This window comes from Pseudomonadota bacterium, from assembly GCA_016195085.1.
GTDB lineage: Bacteria > Pseudomonadota > Alphaproteobacteria > SHVZ01 > SHVZ01 > JACQAG01.
Map to the genome: position 1 here is coordinate 1 of JACQAG010000034.1, position 22,409 is coordinate 22,409.

The following is a 22,409-nucleotide window of genomic DNA, read 5'->3' on the forward strand; positions in this document are numbered from 1 at the left end:
TGACGAGCTTGAATCACCAAGCTGGCGCCATGTCAAGTAATATCCCTCTATCTACATGGACACAAAAGCAGCCGAAAAGCCGCAGACAGTCAAACAGCTCAAGCGCTTATCGCAAAACACAGGGTAAAGTTCGGCTTAGCCTGGGCAAGGGCCAATGGCAACGGCGGAAGCGGCGGGGCGTAGATGCATTAATTGCGTCCGAAATACATGATTGCTGCGCTAATTGCGTCCGGGAGTTGCACGAATTTGTTTTGGCTCTCGGCCGAATTCAAAGACTTAGGTGGCAGCGCAGTTGCATTTAATGGGTCAACCGACAGCGCTTGTTGATCGAGGCGACAATCGCTGCGCGGGGCGATTGTTGCGATGATCAGAGGCAATTGCGGAGCCAGCCTCGCCATTTCGGGTCGGAGGGAGGTTAGCTTCCCGCCCGTGCCTTGCCATTGTGGCCACCCAGCACCCGCGGCGGCACGTCGGTCCAGGCGTCCTTCCGGGTCCTCTCGTGGTCCGGGTTCATCGGGTAATGGATGCGGTTTTCCGGCTTGTGGGTTTCGCCGACTACCAGGAGACGGACCTCCGTCGCGGTATTGTTCAGAAAGCTGTGGCAGATCCCGGTACCAGCCGGGAAGCCGACCGCGTCGCCCGGGGCAAGGCGGTGGAGTGTCCCGTCGATCCAGACATCGGGAGTCCCCTCCAGCACGTAGACGAACTCCTCTTCCGTGCTCTCTGCGTGGGGATACGACGTCCGCCGCCCGGGCAAGAGCCGCTCATGGTGGATGCCGATACGGGTCAGGCCGAGGCCGCGACCGAGCGGGGCACCGATCGACAGCAACTCGGTGTCTCCCGGGTAGTGGCGGTCGTCCGCGCCTTCCAGGTCGCGCCAGTGTCGGATGAAATTCGGCCGCTCGGTCATAGGTACCTCAATTGCGAGCAACGAACCCCGTGTCGGAAGCTGCCACAGCCGGCATAGCTCGGGCTAGTGTGGTGTCTCAAAAGTTCCTGAGCCTAGGGACTGCCCTGGATCGCAGCCGTGCGACCATGGGAACGTCCCGCACTTTGTTGAAATCGGCATGGCCTGCCGCCGGTTTCATGGATACCACCCGAAGCCAACGCGGCCAGCGTCGCGAACTCCCTCGCACGCGCGAGATCCCGACCCGCGGCTCGCATCAGACCCGGTCATGCCAGTTCGTCGCCTGCTGGAAGGCGTGGCCAGCGGCGAACAACATTGCCTCGGCGAAGGGCGGGCCGATGAGCTGGAAGCCGATCGGCAGGCCCGAGGCGGTGACGCCGCCGGGCACGGCGAGGCCCGGCAGACCGAGATAATTGAACGAGCGCGTGAACTTCGGGAAGACCCCGAGCCGGGCCGGAAGATCGGGTCCGGGCGGAACGTCGCTCTCGAGGATGGTCGGCGCGGCACTGGCCGCCACCGGGGCCATCAGCACGTCGCAAAGCCCGAACACCTTGTCGTTGAACTCGGCCAGCATCGACCCCCGCGCGCGAAGCGCGTCGAGATAGAGCGTGGCCGGGATCATCAGCCCACCTTCGAGCCGGGCCCGTATCTGGGGGCTGTAGTCGTCGGCGTGGGTGCGCAGCCACTCGCGATGGATGGTCGCGGCCTCACAGGCCAGCACCATCGAGCAATAGGCATTGAGCCGCTCGATGTCCGGCATCGGCACCCGCACGATTTCGGCGCCGAGGCTGGCGAAGATGCTCTCCGCCTCGGCCAGTACGCGGGAGGTCTCGCCGTCAACGTCGGTGAAGAAGCTGGTCGGCACGCCGATACGCAGCCGCTTGACGCCGCGCCCCAGCAAGGCGACGTAGTCCGGCACCGGCTCGGCGGCGGCCGTCGGGTCAGCAACGTCGGGCCCGGCGATGATCGAGAGGATCAGGGCCGCGTCCTCCACCGTGCGGGTCAGCGGTCCGACGGTGTCCAGGCTCCACGACAGCGGCATTGCGTTGGCGCGGCTGACCCGACCCCAGGTCGGCTTGATGCCGACGACGCCGCAGTAATGCGCCGGCAGCCGAATCGAGCCCCCGGTGTCGGAGCCGAGTGCGGCATAAATCATGCGCGCAGCGACGCCGGTAGCCGAGCCGGACGACGAGCCGCCGGTGATATGCAGGGGGTTCCAGGCATTGCGCGCATGGCCGAGATGCCAGTTGTGACCGGTCGGTCCGAAGGCGAACTCCACCATGTTGAGCGTGCCGAGATCGAGGGCGCCGGCGGCATCGAGCCGGGCCAGCGGCGTTGCGGTCGCCGGCGCCACCCAGTCGCGGCGGATCTTCGAGCCGCAGGTCGCGATGCGCCCCTGGCGGTAATACATGTCCTTGTGCGCCAGCGGCACGCCGTGGAGTGGCCCGCTCCAGCGCCCGCGCCTGGCCTCGGCGTCGGCCAGGTCGGCTGTCGCCCGCGCATGCTCCGCGTCGATGGCGATGAAGGCGTTGAGCTCGCCGTTCCGGGCTCCGATGCGCGCGAGACAGGCTTCCACCGCGGCGCGCGAGCTCGCCCGGCCGGCGCGGATGCGCCGCGCCAGCTCGGAAGCGGAGAGCAGCGCCAGATCGGCGCTCATCGCTGGCACCGCTGGCGGACGGCGAGGAACGTCGCGGGCTCGACCTCGAAGCCGAGCGTGCGCGCATGGCCGTCGGCGGTGGCGAGCGGTGCGTCCATCGCGATGGCGGCATTGCGGGCCGCCTCGGCATCGAGCGTGACGCCGACCCGGGCCGCGAGCACGCGCGCGTCGGCTTCGGTGATCTTCGTGGTCATGGTTCCCTCCTCTGGGAGCGACGTCGGACATAGCATCACGCGGGGCCGGTCCGGCGCAACGCCGAGCCGGCGCATCGGGCCGGCCGCCGGCATAGCCGCTCGGACTCGTGGAGATCGGTCACACCGTCCCTCGAATGACGATGCGGCACAAATCGGCGGACTTAAGCCATTTTTCGCGAGCAATTTGAGGGGTGCCGGGCCACGCTTCTTAAGTTATTACGTGTGTTGATCAAGGCTCTCGTGTCGGGTGCATTGCAAGGTTCTGCGCTCGATCGCTTAGGTTGGGTCGAGCCAAAACAGTCGCGAGAAGAAACATGCCGATTTACGCACTGGCCGAACATGAGCCCCAGCTCCCCGCGCCGGATCGCATCTGGGTAGCACCGGATGCCCATGTCGTCGGCCGCGTCAGGCTCGGTCTCGATGTCTCCCTATGGTTTGGCGCGGTGCTGCGCGGCGACAACGAGCCGATCGAGATCGGCGATCGGACCAACGTGCAAGAGGGCGCGATGCTGCATGCCGATCCGGGCTTTCCCTTGGTCATCGGCGCCGATTGCACGATCGGCCATCACGCCGTTCTGCACGGGTGCAGCATCGGCGCCGGATCGTTGATCGGAATGGGGGCAACCTTGCTCAATGGCGCCAAAATCGGTTCCAAGTGCCTCGTCGGTGCTAATGCCCTGCTGACCGAGGGGAAGGAATTTCCAGACGGCTCGCTCATCATCGGCGCACCGGCGAAGGCGGTGCGCACGCTGGATCCGGCTGCTGCGGACGCGCTTTCGGAGGTGGCGCAGATTTACGTGCGGCGGTGGCGCTTGTTTGCCACGAGCTTGCGGCGGATCGATTGAGGCAAGCCGCAGGTCGGTCGGGTCGTCTCCGGGATCGCACCTCAAGCGCTGGTCATTTGACGCATCAATCGCTACGCGGACGCGCTTGTTGCGACGCTCAGACGATCCATGAAGGCCTTTAGCCGCGGTGCCCATTTGGCCGCATCGGTCCCGGAGGCGAGATGGCCGTGCTCGCTGTCGATCTCGCAATAGTCGGCCTCGACCCCGGCGCGGCTGAGCTTGGCCATGATTTCGGGCGCCAGCGAGGGCGGGAATAGCACATCGGTGCGCGACAGCACGTAGAGCACGCGGGCGCGAATGCGCGAGAATTGCGGCTCGACATCGTAAGTGTTCATCGCGCGGCCCAGCACCAGGAGCGAATGCGCATCGAACTCCCTGGCCCAGGCGAGGGCGAGGCGGCTTATCTCGGCATTGCGGGTGGCGCGATCGGGCATGCGGGGGGCGAGTTGCGCCTCGATGCCGTAGCGACGCAACGTGTCCTCGCGCAGCGCTGCGAGCGTCGGCAGGATACCGCCCTTCTCGTAATAATGTCCGTCGTTCCAGTTCGGATCCCGGGCCAGGCGCGCCTGCAATCCCGCTATGTCCGTCTCGTTCGGCCGGCGCGGTGCGGAGACCACGGGCACGATCGCATCGAGGAAATCCGGGAACGTGACGGCCCACTGGAAGGCCTGGAAGCCGCCGTAGGACGGGCCGACCACCGCCGCCAGATGCCGCACCTCAAAGGCTCGCAGCAGCGCCATCTGGGCGGTGACGATGTCGATGAGCGTGATGTCCGGGAAGTCCGGGCCATAGGGCCGGCCGGTCGCCGGGTTCCGGCTCGCCGGCCCGGTCGAGCCGTAGGACGAGCCCAGCATGTTCGAGCTGACGACGAAGAAGCGGTCGGTATCGATGGCCCGGCCGGGACCCACCAGCTGGCTCCACGGACCCTCGGATGCCCCGGCGCCGGCCATCAGATGGCTGCTGGTGTAGCCATGGGTCAGCAGCGCGGCATTGCGGCCGTCGCCGGCGAGCCGGCCATGGGTCACATAGGCCAAGCGGGCTTGCGGCAAGACCGCACCGCTCGCCAGACGGAGGTCGCCGATGTCTTGAATTCCGGTTTTGTCGACCATCGCTTTATCCTCAGCATCGCCCCGCCGAGCCCGGGCGGATGAACCAGGCGAAGGTGTCGCATTAATTGGCGCCGAAATGCCAGGTTGAAGCGGCAATTGCGTGTGAAGGTCGCGAGGATGTAATTCCGCGGCTAGAGCACGTTCCGTTTACTTGGAACAGCCTTGCGTGGCTACTCTTCACCTCGCCCATGGGGAGAGGTCGCGCGAAGCGCGGGTGAGGGGAGGCGTCGACGGAGTTCGCTGGTAAAGGTACGGCTTGGCGCGGAAGCACCTCCCCTCACCCCGACCCTCTCCCCATGGGAGAGGGGGCAAGATGCGATTCCTTTAAAGCGGAACGCGGCTAGCGGCGCGTGGCGAAGCGATCGGTGGCGGCGACCACGTGGTCCACCATTCCCGGGTCGCGCGCGTCGTGCCCGGCGTCATCGACGATGATGAGCTCGCTACCGGGCCAATTCTGGGCGAGCGTCCATGGGGTGATGAGTGGGCTTCCGAGATCGAGGCGGCCGTGAATCAAGATGCCGGGAATGCCGGAAAGGCGGCCTAAATCACGCAGGAGAACGCCATCCTCGAGCCAGGCGTCGTGGCGCCAATAATGGGTGACGAGGCGCGCAAAACCCAGCCGGAAGTCGGGCCGCTGATAACGAGGATGCGGCGTGTGGTTTGGATGCACCGCCACGATGGCCATCTCCCAATCGCACCAGTCTCTGGCGGCCTTCTCGCTGAGGGCTGGGTCGGGGGCCATGAGCAGGCGGTGGTAAGCCTCGACCAAGCTGCCGTCGCGCTCGCCTGCGGGGACTCCGTCACGAAACCGTTCCCATTCCCTGGGAAACAGCATGCCGACGCCGCTGGTGATCCAGTCGATCTCCCGCCGCGTCGTCGTGGCGACGCTCATGAGCACGATCTCGCTCACTTGATGCGGATGCCGTTCGGCGTAAGCGAGCGCCAGCGTGGATCCCCAGGACCCGCCGAAGACCAGCCACCGATCGATGGCGAGATGTCGGCGCAGCAACTCGATGTCGGCGAGCAGGTGGCCGGTGGTGTTGGCGGAGAAGTCGGCATTCGCATCGCTGGCATGCGGGGCGCTTCTTCCGCATCCGCGCTGGTCGAAAAGGACGATCCGATAGAGGCTGGGATCGAAAGTGCGGCGCGCTCCCGCGGTACATCCGGAGCCCGGCCCGCCATGCAGGACGATCGCGGGCTTGCCGATCGGATTGCCGCAAATCTCCCAGTACACGCGATGCCCATCGCCGACCTCGAGCATGCCAAAGTCGTAGGGTTCGATGTTGGGATACGGCGCAGGCATGGTGCTTCAGTCTATCGCGGGTGATCTTCGACGGGCACCAAGAGAAACCGGGTGGCAAGGGTGGCGGCTGAGGGCTCTCAGCGCATCGCGGCGACCAGCCCCTCCTCCACGCCTGGTTTTCTTTGCGGTGGCAATATTTCCGTCACCGTGAAACATTATTCTGAAATCACGAAAACTATCATCGGGAGGAGTCCATGCGCCGCTTCGATCGCCGCCGCTTCCTGGCGAGTGCCGGCATTGCCGCCGGCGCTTTCGTCTTGCCGCGTGTCGCCTTGGGCCAGGCGGATAACCGCCCGACGGTCTCCATCGGCGTGCAGCAGATCGCGACCAGCGCCAACCTCGAGGTCGTGCGCGAACGCTCAAACGTCGGCGAGCGCGTGCAGGCGCCGATCTTCGAGAACCTCATCGCCCGCAACCTCCAGGGTGCCTTGGAGCCGATGCCGGGCCTGGCCGAGAGCTGGCGACGGATCGACACGCGCACGGTGGAGCTGTCGCTGCGCAAAGGGGTCAAGTTCCATAACGGCGAGGAAATGACCGCCGACGACGTGGTCTTCACCTTCGGGTCCGAACGCATGTTCGGCGCCGGGTATGTGAACAACTCAAGCCGCACGATGTTCACCACGGTTCTCGCCCGCGACAGCGTCGAGGGCAAGGCGCTGCCCGCCGAGGTGCCGGCGATCGCCAAGCGCGTCTGGCCGTCCTTGGAGCGGGTCGAGGCGGTCGACCGCTACACCGTGCGCTTCATCAACCGCACGCCCGACGTGACCCTCGAAGGCCGGATCGGCAGCCCGGCCAGCGAGATCATCAGCCGGCGCGGCTTCGAGGAGGCGAAGACCTGGGTCGAGTGGTCGCGCAAGCCGGTCGCGACCGGGCCCTACAAGGTGCGCGAGTTCAAGCCGGACGAGCTCCTCGTCCTCGACGCGCATGACGAGTATTGGGGCGGCCGGCCGCCGATCAAGACGCTGCGTTTCGTCGTCGTCCCCGAGGTCGCGAGCCGCATCAACGGCCTCTTGAGCGGCCAGTTCGAGTTCATTTGCGACGTGCCCCCCGACCAGATCCAGAGCCTCGAGCAGAACCCCAAATTCGAGGTCCAGGGCGGGCTCGTCACCAACCACAGGATGACCGTCTTCGACAAGCATTACCCGCAGCTCGCCGATCCGCGCGTGCGTCAGGCGATCAGCCATGCAATCGACCGCCAGGCGATCGTCGACAGTCTCTGGGCCGGCCGCACCCGGGTCCCGCCCGGCCTGCAGTGGGAGTTCTACGGCCCCTTGTTCATCGAGGGTTGGACGGTGCCGGAGTTCGACCCGAAAAGGGCGCGAGACCTGCTGCGTGCAGCCAACTACAAGGGCGACCCGATCCCGTTTCGCGTGCTCAACAATTACTACACGAACCAAGTCGGCACCGCGCAGATCCTGGTCGAGATGTGGCGCAGCGTCGGCCTCAACGTTGAAATCGAGATGCGCGAGAATTGGCAGCAGATCTTCGAGAACAATGGCCGGCGCGCGATCCGCGACTGGTCGAACAGTGCCTTCTTCCCAGACCCGATCGGCTCGCTCGTCGGTCAGCACGGGCCGCAGGGCCAGCAGCAGCAGTCGCAGGAATGGACGAACGAGGAGATGAACAAGATCGCCGCCGAGTTCGAGACCGAGATCGACATCGCCAAGCGCAAGGCGATGTTCAAGCGCATGCTCGAGATCTGCGAGCGCGAAGACCCGGCCTTCACCGTGCTGCATCAGACCGCGACCTTCACCGCCAAGCGCAAGGACATCCAGTGGAAGGTGGCGCCGGCCTTCCAGGTCGACTTCCGCGCGCATAATTTCCGCTGGGCGCGGAGCTGACGCGTCCGGCCTCATGGCGGAGCCGCTAGTCGAGATCCGTGGGCTGACCGTCGATTTCGACACCGGCAAGCGTGTCGTGCGCGCCCTGCACGGGATCGACCTCGCCATCGCCAAGGGCGAGACGATCGGTCTCGTCGGCGAGTCCGGCTGCGGCAAGAGCATCACCTGGTTGGCGGCGCTCGGCTTGCTGGGCTCGAAGGCGCGGATCGGCGGCACGGTGATGATGGCGGGGAAAAACCTCGTCGGCGCCCCCACCGCCAAGCTCGAGGCGGTGCGCGGCCGGCAGGTCGCGATGATCTTTCAGGACCCTGCGAGCAGCCTCAATCCGGTGCATCGCATCGGCCGCCAGCTCGGCGAGGCCTTGGGCCTCGGCCGCGGCATCGACGGCGCTGCGCAGCAGGCGGAGGCGCGTAGGCTGCTGGAGCGCGTCGGCATCGCCGATGCCGCAAGGCGTCTCGGCGACTATCCGCACGAGCTCTCGGGCGGCATGAACCAGCGGGTGATGATCGCGATCGCTCTCGCTCTGGAGCCGCAGCTCCTGATCGCCGACGAGCCGACGACGGCGCTCGATGCGACCATCCAAGCGCAGATCCTGGAACTCCTCGGCGAGGTCCGGCGCGAGACCGGGATGGCGATGGTGCTGATCTCGCACGATCTCGGCGTCGTCGCCGAGAACACCGAACGCGTCTGCGTCATGTATGCCGGCCGGATCGTCGAGGACGCGCCCATCGACCGGATCTTCGCCGCCGCCGCCCATCCCTACACCGCGGGGCTGCTGGCAGCGCTTCCGGAGCTCACCGGACCGCGCCGGCGGCTCGCGGCGATCCCCGGGGTCGTGCCGGAGCCGTGGAACCTCCCCGTGGGCTGCAGCTTCGCGCCGCGCTGCGGCCACGCGATCGCGGCCTGCGAGGCGGCCGTGCCGGGGGCGCAGGCGCTCGCTCTGGGCCACCACGTCGCCTGCATCCGCGCCGGCGACCTGGGGCGCACTGCCGACGCGCATCGAGGTGGGGAATGACGGCCCCGCTGCTCGAAGCCTGCGGCCTCACCCGGCATTACACGGTGCGGCGCGGCCGCTGGCCATTCGGCCGCGAGGTGCCGCTCAGCGCCGTCGATGGCATCGCCTTCGCGCTCGAGCCCGGCCGCACCCTCGGCCTCGTCGGCGAGTCCGGTTGCGGCAAGACGACGACGGCGAAGCTGGTGCTGGGATTGATCGAGCCCAGCGCCGGCGAGATCCGCCTCGCGGGCGAGCTTCTCCCCCCGGCCGGCTCCAGGGAATGGCGTGGCCTCAGGCGCCGGATGCAGATGGTCTACCAGGATCCGCTCGGCGCCCTCGACCGGCGCGTCGCGGTCGGCCGGCAGGTGATGGAGCCGCTGGCGATCCACGGCGGCGGCACTGAAGGCGCGCGTCGCCAGCGGGCGCTCGAGGTGATGGCCTCGGTCGGCCTCGAGCCGCATCATTTCGACCGCTATCCCCATGAGCTCTCGGGCGGGCAGCGGCAGCGGATCGTCATCGCCCGCGCGCTCGTGCTCGATCCGCGCCTCTTGGTCTTGGATGAACCGGTCTCGGCCCTCGACGTTTCGATCCAGGCGCAGGTCGTCAACCTCTTGCAGGATCTCCAGGCGGAGCTCGGCCTCGCCTACCTCTTCATCAGCCACGACCTTCGGATGATTCGCCAGATCAGCCACGAGGTTGCGGTGATGTATCTCGGCCGGATCGTCGAGCAGGGGGATCCCGACCTGCTCTTCGCAGCGCCGGCGCATCCCTACACGGTGGCGCTGGTGTCCGCGATCCCGGTTCCGAGAGGGGCAGGCCGGCAGCGGCTGATCCTGGCGGGCGACCCGCCGAACCCGATCGACCGGCCGCCCGGCTGCGCCTTCCACACCCGCTGCCCGCTCGCCGTGCAGCGCTGCCGGTCGGAGGCGCCGGCCTTGCGCGTGCTGGCGGACGGTCGGCGCGTCGCCTGCCACCTCGCCGGGGACGGATCGGCCGGCAAAGCGGCCGGCTTGACCGGGATCGAAGGCCGATGACCCGCTATCTCGTCGAGCGTCTGCTGCGCGCGCTCCTCACCATCTTCCTCGTCATCACCTTCGCCTTTTTCGTGCTGCGCAGCTCGGGCGATCCTGCCCTCCTCATCCTCTCGGTCGACGCGCCGCCCGAGGCGATCGAGGCCTTCCGCCGCTCCTGGGGCCTCGACCGCAGCCTTTGGGTGCAATATCTGCACTACGTCGTGAACGCGCTCACCGGCGACCTCGGCACCTCGATGCGCGATGGCCGCCCGGCGCTGGCACTGGTGCTGGAGCGCGTTCCCGCCACGCTCGCCATCACCGTTCCCGCGCTGTTGCTCAAGCTCGGCATCGGCATACCGGCCGGCATCCATGCGGCGCTCCATCGGAACTCCTTCACCGACCGGATGACGATGCTGCTGTCGGTGGCGGGCTTCACCGTGCCGAGCTTCGTGCTGGCGCTGCTGCTGGTGCTGATCTTCTCCGTGACGCTCGGCTGGCTGCCGTCGAGCGGCAGCGATGGCCTCGCCAATGCGGTCCTGCCGATCGTCACCCTCGGCACCGCCGGTGCGGCGATTCTTGCCCGCTTCACCCGCTCGGCCATGCTGGAGGTGCTGGGTCAGCCCTATATTCGCGCCGCTTCGGCGAAGGGGCTCACCTGGCGGCGGGTGGTGACCGACCATGCGCTGCCCAATGCTGCGATCCCGACCACCACCATCATCGGCTTCATGGTCGGGAGCTTGATCGCCGGGGCGGTCGTCGTCGAGAGCGTCTTTGCTTGGCCCGGCGTCGGCCGGCTTCTCGTCGTCTCGGTCAGCAACCGCGATCTTGCCGTGGTGCAGACGATCCTGCTCTTCGTTGCCGCGACCATGGTCCTCTCCAACATCATCGTCGATATCGTCTATGGCTGGATCGATCCCAGGATGAGGAGCAGCCGGCGTGTCGGTCGGTGAGGAGTCCGCCCCGGCGACTCCGACGGCCGCGGCGCGCTTCGTCGAGGCCTGGCCGCCGCTGACCCTGGCGGCACTCGCCTGGATCGCGCTCATGGTCGTCGTCGCCTTCGGCGCCGATCTCCTCGTCCCTTATTCCTTCACCGCAGTCGACCTTCGGGCCCGTCTGGCGCCGCCGATCCTCTTCGGCGGCACCTCGATGCATCCTCTCGGCACCGACGAGCTCGGCCGTGACGTCCTCTCGCGGCTCATAATCTCGATCCGGATGAGCCTTCTCATCGCCTTCTTCGGCACGATGATCGCGGCCACCCTCGGCACGAGTCTCGGTTTCGTGGCCGCGCATTTTCGCGGCAAGACCGAGGCGCTCATCCTGATGCTGGTCGACTTCCAGGCGAGCATCCCGTTCCTGATCATCGCCCTAGCCGTGCTCGCCTTCTTCGGCAACAGCCTCGGTCTGTTCGTCGTCCTCATGGGCTTGAACAGCTGGGAGCGCTACGCCCGGATCGCGCGCGGCCTCACCATCGGCGCCAACGAGCAGGGCTATGCCGCCGCGGTCCGCCAGCTCGGTGCCTCGCCGCTCCGCGTCTATGGGCTGCACGTGCTGCCCAACATCGCCTCGACCCTGGTCGTCTCGATGACCCTGACCTTCCCCGAGACGATCCTTCTCGAGAGCGGCCTTTCCTTCCTCGGCCTCGGCATCCAGCCGCCGCTGAGCTCGCTCGGCAACATGGTCGGTTACGGTCGCGAATACCTGACCCGGGCACCCTGGATCATGCTGGCGCCAAGCTCGATCATCGTCCTCACCACGCTTACGATCAGCATCGTGGGCGACTGGCTCCGCGATCGCCTCGACCCGACCCTGCGCTGAAGGAAGCTAGCGATGACCGATATCGTCTCACACCGCGGCGGTGCGCTGCTTTGGCCGGAAAACAGCCGGATCGCCTTCGAGGCGACGGCGAAGCTGCCGGTTGAGCAGGTCGAGTTCGACGTTCACCCCTCGCGGGACGGCCGTCTCGTCTTCTTCCACGACGAGACCTTGGAGCGCACCACCGACGGAACCGGCCCGGTCAGCGCTCGCGAATGGTCGGAGCTGGCCACGCTCATCCTCAAGGGAACCGGCGGGCAGCGCATGCTGCTGCTCGAGGAGGTGATCGAGATCTTCCGAATGACGGAGATCGCGCTCCGGCTCGAGATCAAGCCCGGCCCCGGGCGGGTTCCCTACCCCGACCTGCCGGGCCGCATCGTCGCCACTCTCGCGCGCGAGGGCATGCTCGCCCGCACGGTGATCACCTCATTCCAAATCGAGACCGTCGTCGAGGCGCGCCTGCATGGCGTCCCGATGCGTCATGTCTGGCTGGCGACGCCGGCGATGCAGGTCGATCTCGGCCTCGCCGGCGTCATCGAGGCCGCTCGCCGGCACGAGGTGCCGATGCTGGGACTCCGCCACACCATGCTCGATGTCTCGACGGTTGCCGCGGTGCGCGCAGCCGGGCTCGGCGTCGGCGGCTGGGGCTGCAACGACGCCTCGGCGATTTCCCACGCGCTCGAGCTCGGCCTCGACGCCTTCACCACCGATCGGCCGGACCTTGCCCTCGAGCTGCGCGCCCGCCGCATGGGCGGGCGGGCCGGGTGAGATTTGGATGCGTCCAAGCGCAACAAGCACCTAGAGCGTGAAGGCTTGGCGGAACCGGGCGAGCGCCAGTTCATCGTCGCCGGAGGCGTAGGCCTCGAGCCCGATCGGGCCGCGGTATCCGATTTCGCCCAGCGTCCTGGCGATGGCCTTGTAATTGATCTCTCCGGTCCCCGGCTCGCATCTTCCGGGCACGTCGGCGACCTGAATCTCGCCGATATAGGGTGCCGCCTGGCGTACGAGCTGGGTCAGGTTTCCTTCGCCGATCTGCGCATGATAGAGGTCGAGCATCAGCCTAAGGGCCGGGCGGTCGACGGCGGCCACCAGCGCCAGGCAGTCCGCCGCCTTGGCGAAGGGCACGCCGGGGTGGTCGACCGCGGTATTGAGGTTTTCGAGCACGAAGGTGACGCCGGCCGCCTCGCCGAGATCGGCGATCCGGCGGAGCGTATCCAGCGCCGTCAGCCACATGGCGCCCGTTACAAGATGCGCCGGCTTGACCGGCAGCCCCTTGCCGTCCAGCCCGGTGCCGTGGAGATTGAGGCGCGGGATGCCGAGCTCCTTGGCGATCGGAATGGATTGCTTCGCGGTTCGCACCAGTTCGTCGGCACCCTCAGGGTCGGCGAGCGTGCCGGCGACATAGCCGGTCATCGAAGAGAACGTGGCGCCGGTCCGGGCGAGCTCTGCGATGTCGTGCTTGGTCCAATCCCAGATCTCGACCTCGAAGCCCAGCTCGGCAATGCGCCGGACGCGCTCGACGATCGGCAGGCTTCGAAAGATCATCTCGGCCGAGACGGCCAGCGTGAATGGAGATTTTGCGGTCGGCGACATCCCGCTCCATCATGGTTGGAAATGGCCGGCCTGGGTAGAGGGCGGCTGGCGGCGCGCCGGCCCGGGAGCCCGTCAGGAAAGGGCGCGGAGATCGGCGCGCAGGCGATCGGGACTCGACCGGCCAAGCAGGCGTTCGGCGGCCGCGTGCTCCCGCTTCCACACCGGCACGGCCGTGACCAGCAGAGCCCGGCCGGAAGGGGTCAGCGTCAGGCGGCGGCTGCGCTTGTCTGCCCGGTCGACCGTCACCTTGACCAGGCCGCGGCGCTCGAGCGGCTTCAGATTGGCGGTCAGCGTGGTGCGGTCCATGGCGAGGAGGGCCGAAACGCTGCCCATGCTGGCCGCCTCGGCGCGATTGAGCGACATCAACAGCGAGAACTGCCCGTTGGTGAGATCCAGCGGCCTCAAGGCCTCGTCGAACCGCCGCGCCACCGCCCGCGCCGCCCGCTGGATGTGCAGGCAGAGACAGGCGTCGCGCACCATGTGGGTGATTTCGAGGGGCAGATCACCACGATTTGACATTGCTTATTTATGTTGATATCAACGTAAAAGTCAAATGAGATGCAACGGAGCACGTGGACGATGAGCATCGGAGGATTGTCCAAGACGCGGCTGGCCGGCATGCATGCGGTCATGGTCGCCATTCTGATGACCCAGCGTCTCTGGGATTCTCCGGTTCCTCCCGCTGTCTATCTCGACTTCTGGACCTCGGCCTATCGGGCGATCGACGACTGAGGCCTGCTACGGCCGGCTCGAGATCCTGGAGACTGTCGCGCTGTTTCGACCCATCACCCCAACCCCAACGGAGTCGATGCCATGCACGTCCAACCCTACCTGTTCTTCGACGGTCGCTGCGACGAGGCGCTCGAATTCTACCGCAAGGCCCTCGGCGCCGAGGTCTTGATGCTGATGCGGTTCAAGGAGAGCCCCGAGCCCCATCCGCCCGGCATGATCCCGCCCGGCGCGGGGGACAAGGTGATGCATAGCTGCTTTCGCATCGGCGATACGCAGGTAATGGCATCCGACGGATGTTGCCTCGGGAAGCCGAACTTTCAGGGCTTCTCGCTGTCGATCACGGCGGCGAATGAGGCCGAGGCCGATCGGCTGTTCGCCTCCCTGGCCGAGGGCGGGCAGGTGCGGATGCCGTTGGCCAAGACCTTCTTCTCGCCGCGCTTCGGCATGGTCGCCGACCGCTTCGGCGTGACCTGGATGATCATCGTGGCCCAGGCAGAACCGGTCTCGACCGCAAGGAAAGAGCGCTCTCCGGTGGCAGCGACAGCTTGAGGGAACACTCGTGCAAGCGAGCACTGAAGCGGCGCCGACGTCCAAGAAGATGATTTGGACCGGCCGCATCATGAGCGGCCTGGTCATCCTGTTCCTCATCTTCGACGGCGTCACAAAGTTGATAAAGATCGATCCCGTGGTGGAAGCCTTCGCGCAGCTCGGCTATCCCGATAGCCTGGCTCTCCCGATCGGGATCATCGTGCTCGCTTGCGCGGCTCTCTATGCGAATCCGCAAACCGCCATTCTCGGCGCGATCCTGCTGACCGGCTTGCTCGGTGGCGCAATCGCCAGCCATGTGCGCGTCGGCGACCCGATCTTCACCCATGTCCTCTTCGGGGCTTATCTCGGTGTGCTCGCCTGGGGCGGACTCTACCTGCGCGACGAAAAACTGCGCGCGCTTCTCTCTCTGCGACACTAACAAGTGGCGGTCATCCTTCGCCGGCCGCCATGAGGCTCAGACGACGATGGGCGCCGTGGCGCCGTCCATGCTGATGGTGACTCCGGTGATGTAGCTCGCCCGGGCCGAAGCGAGGAATACGACCGCGCTGGCGATCTCCTCGGGCTCTGCCATGCGACCGATGGCGATGCGCTGCAGGCTCCGCTTGAGGGCCTCATCCTCGCCGATCCCGCCGAGCCGGGCTTCGGCCTTCAGGCCTTCGCTCACCCGCTCGGTGTTGGTGAGCCCGGGATTGACCGCGACCACCCGGATGCCGCTCTTGGCATAGGTGGCGCCCAGCCCGGCGGTCGCCAGCATCAAGGCGGCGTTCGCCGCCCCGCCGGCGATGTGGGTCGGCGAGGCGATCTTGCCGCCATTGCCGATCACGTTGACGATCACCCCCGCGCCGCGCTTGGCCATGCGCTTCACCACGGGATCGATGACGTTGATGTAGGAGAAATACTTCGCGTCCATGGCCGCCCTCCATGTCGCCGGGGTCAGCTCCTCGGGGGGTGTGCGCCGAGCCGCTCCAGCGGAGTTGACGAGCACATGGATGGGTCCGAGCCTCTCTTCCATGGTCTCGACCATGGCAAGCGCCTCCTCGGGCCGGCTGAGATCGGCGACGACGCCGACGGCGCCCTCGAGCGCGGCCAGCGCGCGATCGACATTGGCCTTGGCGCGGGAAACGATGCCGACGCGGCCGCCCTCGGCCAGGAACTGGCGCGCGCAGGCGAGGCCAATGCCCTTGGAGCCGCCGGTGACGATGACGGTCTTGCCGTTGAGATCGAGGTCCATTGGCTGGGTCTCCCATGTGAGGTGCGGGAAAACCCAGTATCGCAAATTGCCGGCCCTGTCCGCCTCGACGGTCGGTCCCTCAGCGCTCGGCCGCCTCAGCGCTCGGCAGTTGCCCGACCCAGAACGTCCTTGGTCACGCGCACGAGCTCGCGCGGAGTGAACGGCTTCAGCAGCACCGCCGCCACGCCCGGCGGCAGCTTGGCCTTCTCCAGGGACTGCGCGGAGAAGCCGGAGCAGAGGAGTACGGGAAGATTCGGCCTGAGCGCCTGGGCCCGCTCTGCCAGCATGGCTCCCGTCAATCCCGGCATCGTTTGGTCGGTGATGATGAGGTCGAAGCTCGCCGCATCCTCCTGCAGGCGCTCCCAGGCCGACTGGGGATTTTCATAGCGTTCGACCTCGTAGCCGGCCCAGCTCAAGGTGATTTGCATGAGGTCGGCGAGATACGCCTCGTCATCGACCACCAGGATGCGCGCGCGCGGCGCGGCTTTCTGCTGGCGCCCCATCGTGCTTTCCTCAAGCTGGGAGGAAGCGGTGCCGCGGGAATCGGTATTGTCGGTGCCTTCGCCATGCGCCGGCGTCCTCTCGCTGGCCGGGATCAGGATGGCGCAGGCGGTGCCGGTGCCGGGCTTCGACTTGATGTGAAGCGCGCCCATATGCGCCTCCACGATGCTGGCCACCGAGGGCAAGCCGAGACCGGTGCCGGCGCCTTTCGGCTTGGTGGTGAAGAACGGATCGAAGATCTTCTCCATGACCTCGCGGGTCATCCCCGAGCCGGTGTCCCTGACCTGGAGCCTGAGATAGGCACCGGGCCTGAGAACGCCGCGCCAGAGATGCGACCAGCCGTCATCGGCGGTCTTGATCACTTGGCCTTGCGCGTGCAGCTCCCGCTCGGTCCGGCGCAGTGCTTCGGCGCGGCCGCCGTCGACCGTCATCCGCTCCAGGATGAGCTCGATCGCCCCGGGCCGGCTGCCCAGCGCGTGCGCCGCGTTGAGGCAGAGATTCACCAGGACCTGCTCGATCTTGTTGGAGTCGTGCCGCACCAGGTGCGCGGCATCGTCGATCACGAGATCGAAGCTGATGGCCGCGGGAAGGGCGATGCCGATGAGCTGTGCCGCCGAGCGGACGGTCTCGGCCAGGTCCTTGCTCACCAAGTCCGAGGGCTTGGTCTTGGCGAAGGTGTTGAGGCCGGTCACGATCTCGCGCGCCCGGTTCGCCGCCGAGACGATCCGGCTCAGACCCTTCTTCGCCGCCTCCGCCGCTCCTGCCGCCTCCTGCAGGCGGCTGCGGGCATTGGCGGGGTCGGTCTCGGCGAGCCGGGCGGAAAGCTCGGCAAGCACGTCGATTTGCCCATCGCTCAAGGATGCGAAGCCGAGGACGATGGACAGCAGGTTGTTGAAGTCATGGGCGATGGTTCCGGCCATGGTGCCGATCGCCTCGCTCTTTTGCGCTTGCAGGAGCCGCTCCTGGATCGCCAGACGATCGGCCTCCTCGCGGCGACGCAGGCTTTGATCGGAGATCCAAAGCAGCCGGTTGCCGCCGCTCGCGTCCAACAACCCGAAGCGGAGATGCCGGCCATCGGCAAGCGAGTGCTCGATCTCCTCCGCACTCTCGAAAAGCTGCCGTCGCATCTCCGATGCCGGCAGCACCGACTGCGCTAGCAGCGCGTCGATCGGCTGATCGCGGATGAGACCCTCCGACCAGGTAACGACGCCATCGAGCAAGCCTGCAAGCTTGAGAAAGCCCTGGTTCCAGAAGGTAGCGCGATTGGCCTCGTCCAAGACCACCAATCCGTCCGGAACGGTGTCCAGCACCGACTGCAGGAGGAACGTGCGCCGCGCGAGCTCGGCCTCGCTCAAGAGCTCGATCTGCCGGACCGATCGCTCCAGCGCCTGCTCCTTGGCCCTGAGCTCGGTGATGTCGGTCGATACACGAACGAGCTCGCCCTCGCGCGTCACGTATTCGTTGACGCGGAGAACATGCTTGCCGCGGCGAACCTCGAAGCTGGTGCCGCCGGCCTTGCGGTGTCGGTGGCGCCGGCTTTCCAGCCATTCCTCTTTGGTCTTGGCATCGTCGGTCGAGACTAAGCCCGCATCCCAGCTCCAGGACCAGATTTCTTCGATCGACACCCCTGCCACCACACGCTCGGCGATCGAGACCAGCTCCCAGCGATAGCCATCATTGCAGGCGACCAGGCGGTCGTCCTTGTCGAAGAGCGCAAATCCTTCCGTCGCGGCGTTGATGGCGGAGATCAAGCGGTTCTCGGCGCGGTGCATCGCCGTCATGTCCGTGTGCATGACCAGCGCACCGCCTTCGCGCGTGCGCCCGCGGCGAACCAGAACATGGCGCCCATCGGACTCTTGGCGGACATAGGAGCCGAGCACGCGCGGATCGGATGCGAGAGTGTTATTCTCGGACACATATCCCTGGGCCACCGCCAGGGCATTGAGCTCCTGAAAGGTCGCCCCCTTGCGAAACGCGGTGCGCAGGCCGGGGTAGAGATCGAAGGTCGCCTGGTTGCAGATCTGCAGGCGGTCCTCGGCGTCGAAGAGGATGAAGGTGCTGCCCATGCTCTCGATCGCATCCGTCAGGCGCAGCTCGGTGCGCCTGAGCTCGGTGATGTCCTCGACCACTTGGATGAGTCGGCCGTCCGTGGTCCTGGCGCTGGTGATCCGTATGATCGTCCCGTTGCGGGTTCGCGCCTCGATTTGGTCCGGCACACCGAGCTTGAACGAGGCGGCGCGGGCGTCCTGCCATTGCGCCATCTCCGCCTCGTCGAGCGGGCTGCCATCGGGTTTTTTGACCAGGAACTCCAGAAGCTTACCACGCAGGCGGTCCTCCAGACGCTGACCCACGAGCGGGTATCCCGGGGTCTCGGCGTATATCCGGCGCAGGAACTCGTTGGCGACCTCGATGCGGCCGTCCTGACTGGAGACGAGCATGCCGACCGGCATGTTTTCGATCGCCTCCTGCAGCCGCTGCTGGGCCGATTGCAGATCGGATATGTCCTGGATCACTTGGATGAGCGTGCCATCGGAGGTTCGCGCGGACGTCACGCGGACCACGCGGCCCGAGGCGGTGCGCGCCTCGACCGGCTCCGGGTTGCCGTGGTCGAGCTGATCGATCCGCCTCTCCACCCATTCCGCGCGCTCGTCGGGGGTGTAAGGCCTGCCATCCTCGTGCTTCAGCACGAACGTGTCAGCCTGCGTCCTCGCCCGGAACGCCACTCTTTGCCCGACGATCGCGCACGCATTGGGGATCTCGTGGATCCGCAGATAGGCGTCGTTCACCTCGCTGATGATGCCGTCGGGGGAAATGGTTCTGACGCCCGCCGGCAGAACCGCGAGCAGCGCCCGGAACTTCAGCTCGGTCTGGCGTAGATCGGTGATGTCCTGGTGCGCCTGGACCAGAGTGCCATCGGGCGTTCTGGCGGTGGTGATCCGGAGAATTTTTCCGGATGCGGACAGGAATTCGACCGGCTCCGGAACGCCGCTTTCGGCGATGGCGATCCTTTCGGCAATCCAAGCCTCGCGCTCTTCCGGAGTGTAGGCCGTCCCATCCGCATGGTTCAGAATATAGCGGGCGGCGTCCCGCCGGATCGCGGTCGCCAGATCGTCCGCATAGACGTTCGCGAGGTTCCGCTTGGGATGGAGCAGCGCATAGGCGTCGTTGACCTCGCGGGTCCGGCCGTTGCGCTCGATCAGGCGAACGCCGATCGGCAACGCGGCCAGTAAGGCGCGGAGCCGGCGTTCCTCGGCCTGCGGGTCGGTCACGAAGAGGTCGATGCGGATGAGACCGCCCTCAGGCGTGGGAGCTGAGATCACCCGGAGGTGGCGGCCATCGGCCATCGCCACCTCTATCACGTCGTCGGGCTTCGACTTGAGGCTGGCCAGGCGCCGCTCGATCAGGCCGTCAAGCTCCTCCTCGGGAACCTTGGCGGCGGCGCTATGCTGCCAGAAATGCCGCATATGGTCCTTGAGCAGCGTGCCCTTCGTAAAGATGTCGGCGCCCTGCGGGTCGAGCACGCGCGTATGCTTCTGGCTCGCTCGGATGAGCCTGCCGTCGCGGTCATAGATGTGGAAGTCGACCGGCATGCTCTCGATCGCGTGCGCGAGCTGGCGTTCTTCGGTGAAGGTCTCGCTCACATCCTCATAGCTGAGGAGCCATCGTCCGCCGGTTGTGCGCCTGCTGCGCCGGCGCAGCCGCCTGCCGTCGCCGAGGCTATATTCCTCGGTCGCCTCCGACAGCGCTCCCGGCGCGCTCGCTTCTGCTTGGGACAAATATCCGGACGCGGCCTTGGCTCGGTCGCGCTCGAGCTTCATCGTGCCGGTCTTCAGGGTATGGGCGGCGAGAGGGAAGTAGTCCCGGGCCGCGTCGTTCCAATAGAGGAGCTTTCCGGCGGCATCGTAGCCGGTGACCGCGGCGTCGATCCCCTCGAGCAGGTCGAGAAGCATGGGGGCATCGACGGCATCTGCGGAGGGAGTCGTGGCGAATGCCGGTTCCTTGGGCCGCACCATCGCTCGCATTCGTTTCGCCCTTCGCCTTGCCGGCTGCCGCAAGCGACGCCGCGCGACGTCCCCGCTTATTGGAAATTTCTGAAGATTTAGGCCATTAGGCTCAAATCTGGATGGGAATGGTAACGACCATTGGTGTCGAAACGGTTAACGGCCGTTATCCTTAAAACCTTTCACTAACAAGCTCTTAGCGGCCGCGACTGGCGCTCGGGGTGGCATCGGCAAGGCTGCCCGCCGGCTTGACAAGGCCGTCGCCGAGCGGGCCCACTTTCCCTCCCTCCAATCGGCTTTCGTCGTCTGGGAGTCCCGCGCATGCCCATCGCCGCTGTTGGATTCCTGGCGCTGTTTGCGCTGGACCATCTGCTGGCGACGGATTTCACCGCGCTTTCGGCACGCACGCTGCTGCCGCAGTCGATCGCCCTCGAGCTGATCGCGATGCTGGCCGTCTTCGTCTGGCTCGCGCGACGGCGGGCGGAAGAGCCTCGGGCTCTCGTTTGGGCGTTGACGGGGAGCGTATTCGCACTGGGCCTGCTCAGGCTCGTCTCTTATCTCGTTCCCGCCTATTTCGGCCGGCCGTTCAGCGCCGCCAGCGATCTGGGGCTGGCGCCGGTGCTGTACCACCTCGTCCGCGAGGCGCTCGGCTCGACGCGATTCTTCATCGCGGCAGCGTCCGTGTTTCTCGGCGCAGTTTTTCTGCTCGTGGCGCTGCGCTGGATGATCGGTCTCCTCTGGCGCCTCGTCGGCGAAAGGCGCTATCAGCCGATCGCCCTGCTTGCGGGCCTGACTGCCGTCGGATGGACGCTGGCCGCCACCGACCGCGAGGCAGAATGGACGCCGAAGCCGATCGAGGTGAAGGCCGCGGGACTGCTTTACGAGCAGGTGGAGCAGATGTTCCGGGCCGAATCTCTTCGCCAGCAGTATCGCCAGGAGATCGCCCGGCGGGTCGCCGGCCGCAGCGGCATTGCCGATCTGGGCAAGCTCGCCGGACGTCCGGTGCTGCTGGTGTTCATCGAGTCCTACGGCGCCATCACCTTGAGCGACCCCGGCTTCCGCGAGCGCTTGGCTCCGGCGCGCGCCTATTTCGCCCGGCGCCTCGAGGAGGCGGGCTACCACGTCTACTCCGACATGCTGGTCTCGCCCGTCATCGGCGGCGGCTCGTGGTTCGCCCATGCGAGCCTGACCTCGGGCGTTCGCATCGACGATCAGCTGCACTATGACGCGCTCATCGGCAGCCAGGCACCCATGCTAGCGGGCTATCTGGCGCGAGCCGGCTACGATTCCGTCGCCGCCATGCCGCGGATGGAGAAACCGTGGCCGGAGGGACGCAGCTTCGGCTTCGAGCGGATCTATACGGAGGCGGCATTCGACTATGCCGGCCCGCGCTATTCCTGGCGCTCGATCCCCGACCAGTTCGTGCTGGAAACGATCCACCGTCGCGAGCTGGGCCATGTCGATCGTCCGCGCTTCCTGCAATACGTGCTCGCCAGCAGCCATGCCGCCTTCGACCTGATCCCGCCGGTGGTCGAGGATTGGGGTCGGCTCGGGGATGGCAGCCTCTATCGCGACTTGGGCGCGGACGCGCATCCGCTGCCGCCGGGCGGCATCTTCGAAAACGAGCCGGGCTATCTGGCGGCGATCGACTACGATTTGCGCGTGCTTGCCGACTACCTCGCCAAGCGGCTGTCGGAGCACGGCCTCGTCATCCTCTTGGGCGATCATCAGCCGCCGCTCAACCGGGTGCTCTCCGCCGGCGAGCGCTCGGTGCCGATCCATGTGCTGAGCCGGGACGCGGACTTGCTCGAGCCGTTCAGAAGGGCAGGGTGGGCCGAAGGGGTTCTGCCCTCTCGCAGCGCTGCCGCGGACGGAATGGAAACCTTCCTCGAACGCTTTCTCACGGGCTTCAGCACCGCTGCCGCTCCCGCCGCGGCGGCGACCGGCGGACCATCGACGTTGCGCTGAGACGGTCGCCCCACCAAGCGCGGAATTTCTGCACATTCAACAGGCAATTGACCGATCCCGCAGCGCATTTCCCGGTCGGGTTGCGCAGCCTTGATCGATCTGGCAAGGTTGCCGAGACGACCGGCATTGATCAGGGCGGTGCCGGCTAGCGACAACCCA

Annotated in this window: 20 protein-coding genes; 11 read left to right on the plus strand and 9 right to left on the minus strand. The window is 66.6% G+C overall.

Annotation, left to right across the window (positions count from 1 at the left end):
- Positions 1–415: 415 nt before the first annotated feature.
- The 3 genes from HY058_10360 to HY058_10370 all read right to left on the minus strand — a co-directional run bounded on the left by HY058_10360 (position 416) and on the right by HY058_10370 (position 2,758).
- Complete coding sequence (locus tag HY058_10360; protein MBI3497691.1) at positions 416–910, minus strand: cupin domain-containing protein; 495 nt, start codon at positions 908–910, stop codon at positions 416–418.
- A gap of 253 nt (positions 911–1,163) precedes the next feature.
- A complete protein-coding gene (locus HY058_10365) occupies positions 1,164–2,564 on the minus strand; it encodes an amidase (GenBank protein ID MBI3497692.1) in 1,401 nt (466 codons plus the stop codon).
- Positions 2,561–2,758: a hypothetical protein gene (locus HY058_10370; GenBank protein ID MBI3497693.1), complete on the minus strand. Its 198-nt coding sequence runs from the start codon at positions 2,756–2,758 to the stop codon at positions 2,561–2,563. The genes HY058_10365 and HY058_10370 overlap by 4 nt, the downstream gene beginning before the upstream one ends.
- 314 nt (positions 2,759–3,072) lie before the next feature.
- On the opposite strand from HY058_10370, the gene HY058_10375 reads away from it, so the two are divergent.
- Complete coding sequence (locus tag HY058_10375) at positions 3,073–3,603, plus strand: gamma carbonic anhydrase family protein (protein MBI3497694.1); 531 nt, start codon at positions 3,073–3,075, stop codon at positions 3,601–3,603.
- Between the two features lie 71 nt (positions 3,604–3,674).
- Here HY058_10375 and HY058_10380 read toward each other — a convergent pair whose 3' ends face one another.
- Entirely contained in the window at positions 3,675–4,712 is a 1,038-nt protein-coding gene (locus HY058_10380) for an alpha/beta fold hydrolase (GenBank protein MBI3497695.1), read from the minus strand.
- 340 nt (positions 4,713–5,052) lie between these two features.
- A complete protein-coding gene (gene pip / locus HY058_10385; protein ID MBI3497696.1) occupies positions 5,053–6,015 on the minus strand; it encodes a prolyl aminopeptidase in 963 nt (320 codons plus the stop codon).
- Positions 6,016–6,209: 194 nt separating this feature from the next.
- On the opposite strand from pip, the gene HY058_10390 reads away from it, so the two are divergent.
- From HY058_10390 to HY058_10415, 6 genes are all read left to right on the plus strand, one after another.
- Positions 6,210–7,856 (plus strand): ABC transporter substrate-binding protein, encoded by a 1,647-nt coding sequence (locus HY058_10390; protein MBI3497697.1) that lies wholly within the window; start codon positions 6,210–6,212, stop codon positions 7,854–7,856.
- 13 nt (positions 7,857–7,869) lie between these two features.
- A complete protein-coding gene (locus HY058_10395; GenBank protein MBI3497698.1) occupies positions 7,870–8,871 on the plus strand; it encodes an ABC transporter ATP-binding protein in 1,002 nt (333 codons plus the stop codon).
- Positions 8,868–9,884 (plus strand): ATP-binding cassette domain-containing protein, encoded by a 1,017-nt coding sequence (locus HY058_10400; protein MBI3497699.1) that lies wholly within the window; start codon positions 8,868–8,870, stop codon positions 9,882–9,884. Before HY058_10395 ends, HY058_10400 begins: the two co-directional genes overlap by 4 nt.
- Complete coding sequence (locus HY058_10405; GenBank protein MBI3497700.1) at positions 9,881–10,813, plus strand: ABC transporter permease; 933 nt, start codon at positions 9,881–9,883, stop codon at positions 10,811–10,813. The genes HY058_10400 and HY058_10405 overlap by 4 nt, the downstream gene beginning before the upstream one ends.
- Before the next feature lie 91 nt (positions 10,814–10,904).
- Positions 10,905–11,678, plus strand: a complete 774-nt coding sequence (locus HY058_10410; GenBank protein MBI3497701.1) for an ABC transporter permease — start codon at positions 10,905–10,907, stop codon at positions 11,676–11,678.
- Positions 11,679–11,690: 12 nt separating this feature from the next.
- On the plus strand, positions 11,691–12,443 hold the full coding sequence (locus tag HY058_10415; protein ID MBI3497702.1) for a glycerophosphodiester phosphodiesterase: 753 nt from the start codon (positions 11,691–11,693) through the stop codon (positions 12,441–12,443).
- Between the two features lie 30 nt (positions 12,444–12,473).
- Here HY058_10415 and HY058_10420 read toward each other — a convergent pair whose 3' ends face one another.
- Positions 12,474–13,268: a TIM barrel protein gene (locus HY058_10420; GenBank protein MBI3497703.1), complete on the minus strand. Its 795-nt coding sequence runs from the start codon at positions 13,266–13,268 to the stop codon at positions 12,474–12,476.
- A gap of 72 nt (positions 13,269–13,340) precedes the next feature.
- Positions 13,341–13,787 carry a winged helix DNA-binding protein gene (locus HY058_10425; protein ID MBI3497704.1) on the minus strand — a complete coding sequence of 149 codons (447 nt, stop codon included), beginning with the start codon at positions 13,785–13,787 and terminating at the stop codon, positions 13,341–13,343.
- A gap of 60 nt (positions 13,788–13,847) precedes the next feature.
- Here HY058_10425 and HY058_10430 point away from each other — a divergent pair, with 60 nt between their 5' ends.
- The 3 genes from HY058_10430 (at position 13,848) to HY058_10440 (ending at position 14,967) form a co-directional block, all read left to right on the plus strand.
- Positions 13,848–14,000: a hypothetical protein gene (locus tag HY058_10430; protein MBI3497705.1), complete on the plus strand. Its 153-nt coding sequence runs from the start codon at positions 13,848–13,850 to the stop codon at positions 13,998–14,000.
- An 81-nt stretch (positions 14,001–14,081) separates the two neighbouring features.
- Positions 14,082–14,549: a VOC family protein gene (locus HY058_10435; GenBank protein MBI3497706.1), complete on the plus strand. Its 468-nt coding sequence runs from the start codon at positions 14,082–14,084 to the stop codon at positions 14,547–14,549.
- Positions 14,550–14,598: 49 nt separating this feature from the next.
- The gene (locus tag HY058_10440; protein MBI3497707.1) at positions 14,599–14,967 is read left to right on the plus strand and encodes a DoxX family protein; all 369 of its coding nucleotides are present in this window, start codon (positions 14,599–14,601) and stop codon (positions 14,965–14,967) included.
- A 36-nt stretch (positions 14,968–15,003) separates the two neighbouring features.
- Here HY058_10440 and HY058_10445 read toward each other — a convergent pair whose 3' ends face one another.
- Together HY058_10445 and HY058_10450 are read right to left on the minus strand one after the other, a co-directional pair.
- Positions 15,004–15,780, minus strand: a complete 777-nt coding sequence (locus tag HY058_10445) for an SDR family oxidoreductase (protein ID MBI3497708.1) — start codon at positions 15,778–15,780, stop codon at positions 15,004–15,006.
- Between the two features lie 95 nt (positions 15,781–15,875).
- Entirely contained in the window at positions 15,876–20,231 is a 4,356-nt protein-coding gene (locus tag HY058_10450; protein ID MBI3497709.1) for a PAS-domain containing protein, read from the minus strand.
- A 372-nt stretch (positions 20,232–20,603) separates the two neighbouring features.
- On the opposite strand from HY058_10450, the gene HY058_10455 reads away from it, so the two are divergent.
- Complete coding sequence (locus tag HY058_10455) at positions 20,604–22,250, plus strand: hypothetical protein (GenBank protein ID MBI3497710.1); 1,647 nt, start codon at positions 20,604–20,606, stop codon at positions 22,248–22,250.
- Positions 22,251–22,409 lie beyond the last annotated feature (159 nt).

What these genes read in the sequence shown, in the direction of transcription:
- HY058_10435 (MBI3497706.1), top strand. Translation starts at nt 14,082, where the DNA reads ATGCACGTCCAACCCTACCTGTTCTTCGACGGTCGCTGCGACGAGGCG.
- HY058_10405 (MBI3497700.1), top strand. Translation starts at nt 9,881, where the DNA reads ATGACCCGCTATCTCGTCGAGCGTCTGCTGCGCGCGCTCCTCACCATC.
- HY058_10455 (MBI3497710.1), top strand. Translation starts at nt 20,604, where the DNA reads ATGCCCATCGCCGCTGTTGGATTCCTGGCGCTGTTTGCGCTGGACCAT.
- HY058_10420 (MBI3497703.1), bottom strand. Translation starts at nt 13,268, where the DNA reads ATGTCGCCGACCGCAAAATCTCCATTCACGCTGGCCGTCTCGGCCGAG.
- HY058_10400 (MBI3497699.1), top strand. Translation starts at nt 8,868, where the DNA reads ATGACGGCCCCGCTGCTCGAAGCCTGCGGCCTCACCCGGCATTACACG.
- HY058_10450 (MBI3497709.1), bottom strand. Translation starts at nt 20,231, where the DNA reads ATGCTTCTCGACCTGCTCGAGGGGATCGACGCCGCGGTCACCGGCTAC.
- HY058_10365 (MBI3497692.1), bottom strand. Translation starts at nt 2,564, where the DNA reads ATGAGCGCCGATCTGGCGCTGCTCTCCGCTTCCGAGCTGGCGCGGCGC.
- HY058_10440 (MBI3497707.1), top strand. Translation starts at nt 14,599, where the DNA reads ATGATTTGGACCGGCCGCATCATGAGCGGCCTGGTCATCCTGTTCCTC.
- HY058_10425 (MBI3497704.1), bottom strand. Translation starts at nt 13,787, where the DNA reads ATGTCAAATCGTGGTGATCTGCCCCTCGAAATCACCCACATGGTGCGC.
- pip (MBI3497696.1), bottom strand. Translation starts at nt 6,015, where the DNA reads ATGCCTGCGCCGTATCCCAACATCGAACCCTACGACTTTGGCATGCTC.
- HY058_10415 (MBI3497702.1), top strand. Translation starts at nt 11,691, where the DNA reads ATGACCGATATCGTCTCACACCGCGGCGGTGCGCTGCTTTGGCCGGAA.
- HY058_10380 (MBI3497695.1), bottom strand. Translation starts at nt 4,712, where the DNA reads ATGGTCGACAAAACCGGAATTCAAGACATCGGCGACCTCCGTCTGGCG.
- HY058_10430 (MBI3497705.1), top strand. Translation starts at nt 13,848, where the DNA reads ATGAGCATCGGAGGATTGTCCAAGACGCGGCTGGCCGGCATGCATGCG.
- HY058_10390 (MBI3497697.1), top strand. Translation starts at nt 6,210, where the DNA reads ATGCGCCGCTTCGATCGCCGCCGCTTCCTGGCGAGTGCCGGCATTGCC.
- HY058_10445 (MBI3497708.1), bottom strand. Translation starts at nt 15,780, where the DNA reads ATGGACCTCGATCTCAACGGCAAGACCGTCATCGTCACCGGCGGCTCC.
- HY058_10375 (MBI3497694.1), top strand. Translation starts at nt 3,073, where the DNA reads ATGCCGATTTACGCACTGGCCGAACATGAGCCCCAGCTCCCCGCGCCG.
- HY058_10395 (MBI3497698.1), top strand. Translation starts at nt 7,870, where the DNA reads ATGGCGGAGCCGCTAGTCGAGATCCGTGGGCTGACCGTCGATTTCGAC.
- HY058_10370 (MBI3497693.1), bottom strand. Translation starts at nt 2,758, where the DNA reads ATGACCACGAAGATCACCGAAGCCGACGCGCGCGTGCTCGCGGCCCGG.
- HY058_10360 (MBI3497691.1), bottom strand. Translation starts at nt 910, where the DNA reads ATGACCGAGCGGCCGAATTTCATCCGACACTGGCGCGACCTGGAAGGC.
- HY058_10410 (MBI3497701.1), top strand. Translation starts at nt 10,905, where the DNA reads ATGGTCGTCGTCGCCTTCGGCGCCGATCTCCTCGTCCCTTATTCCTTC.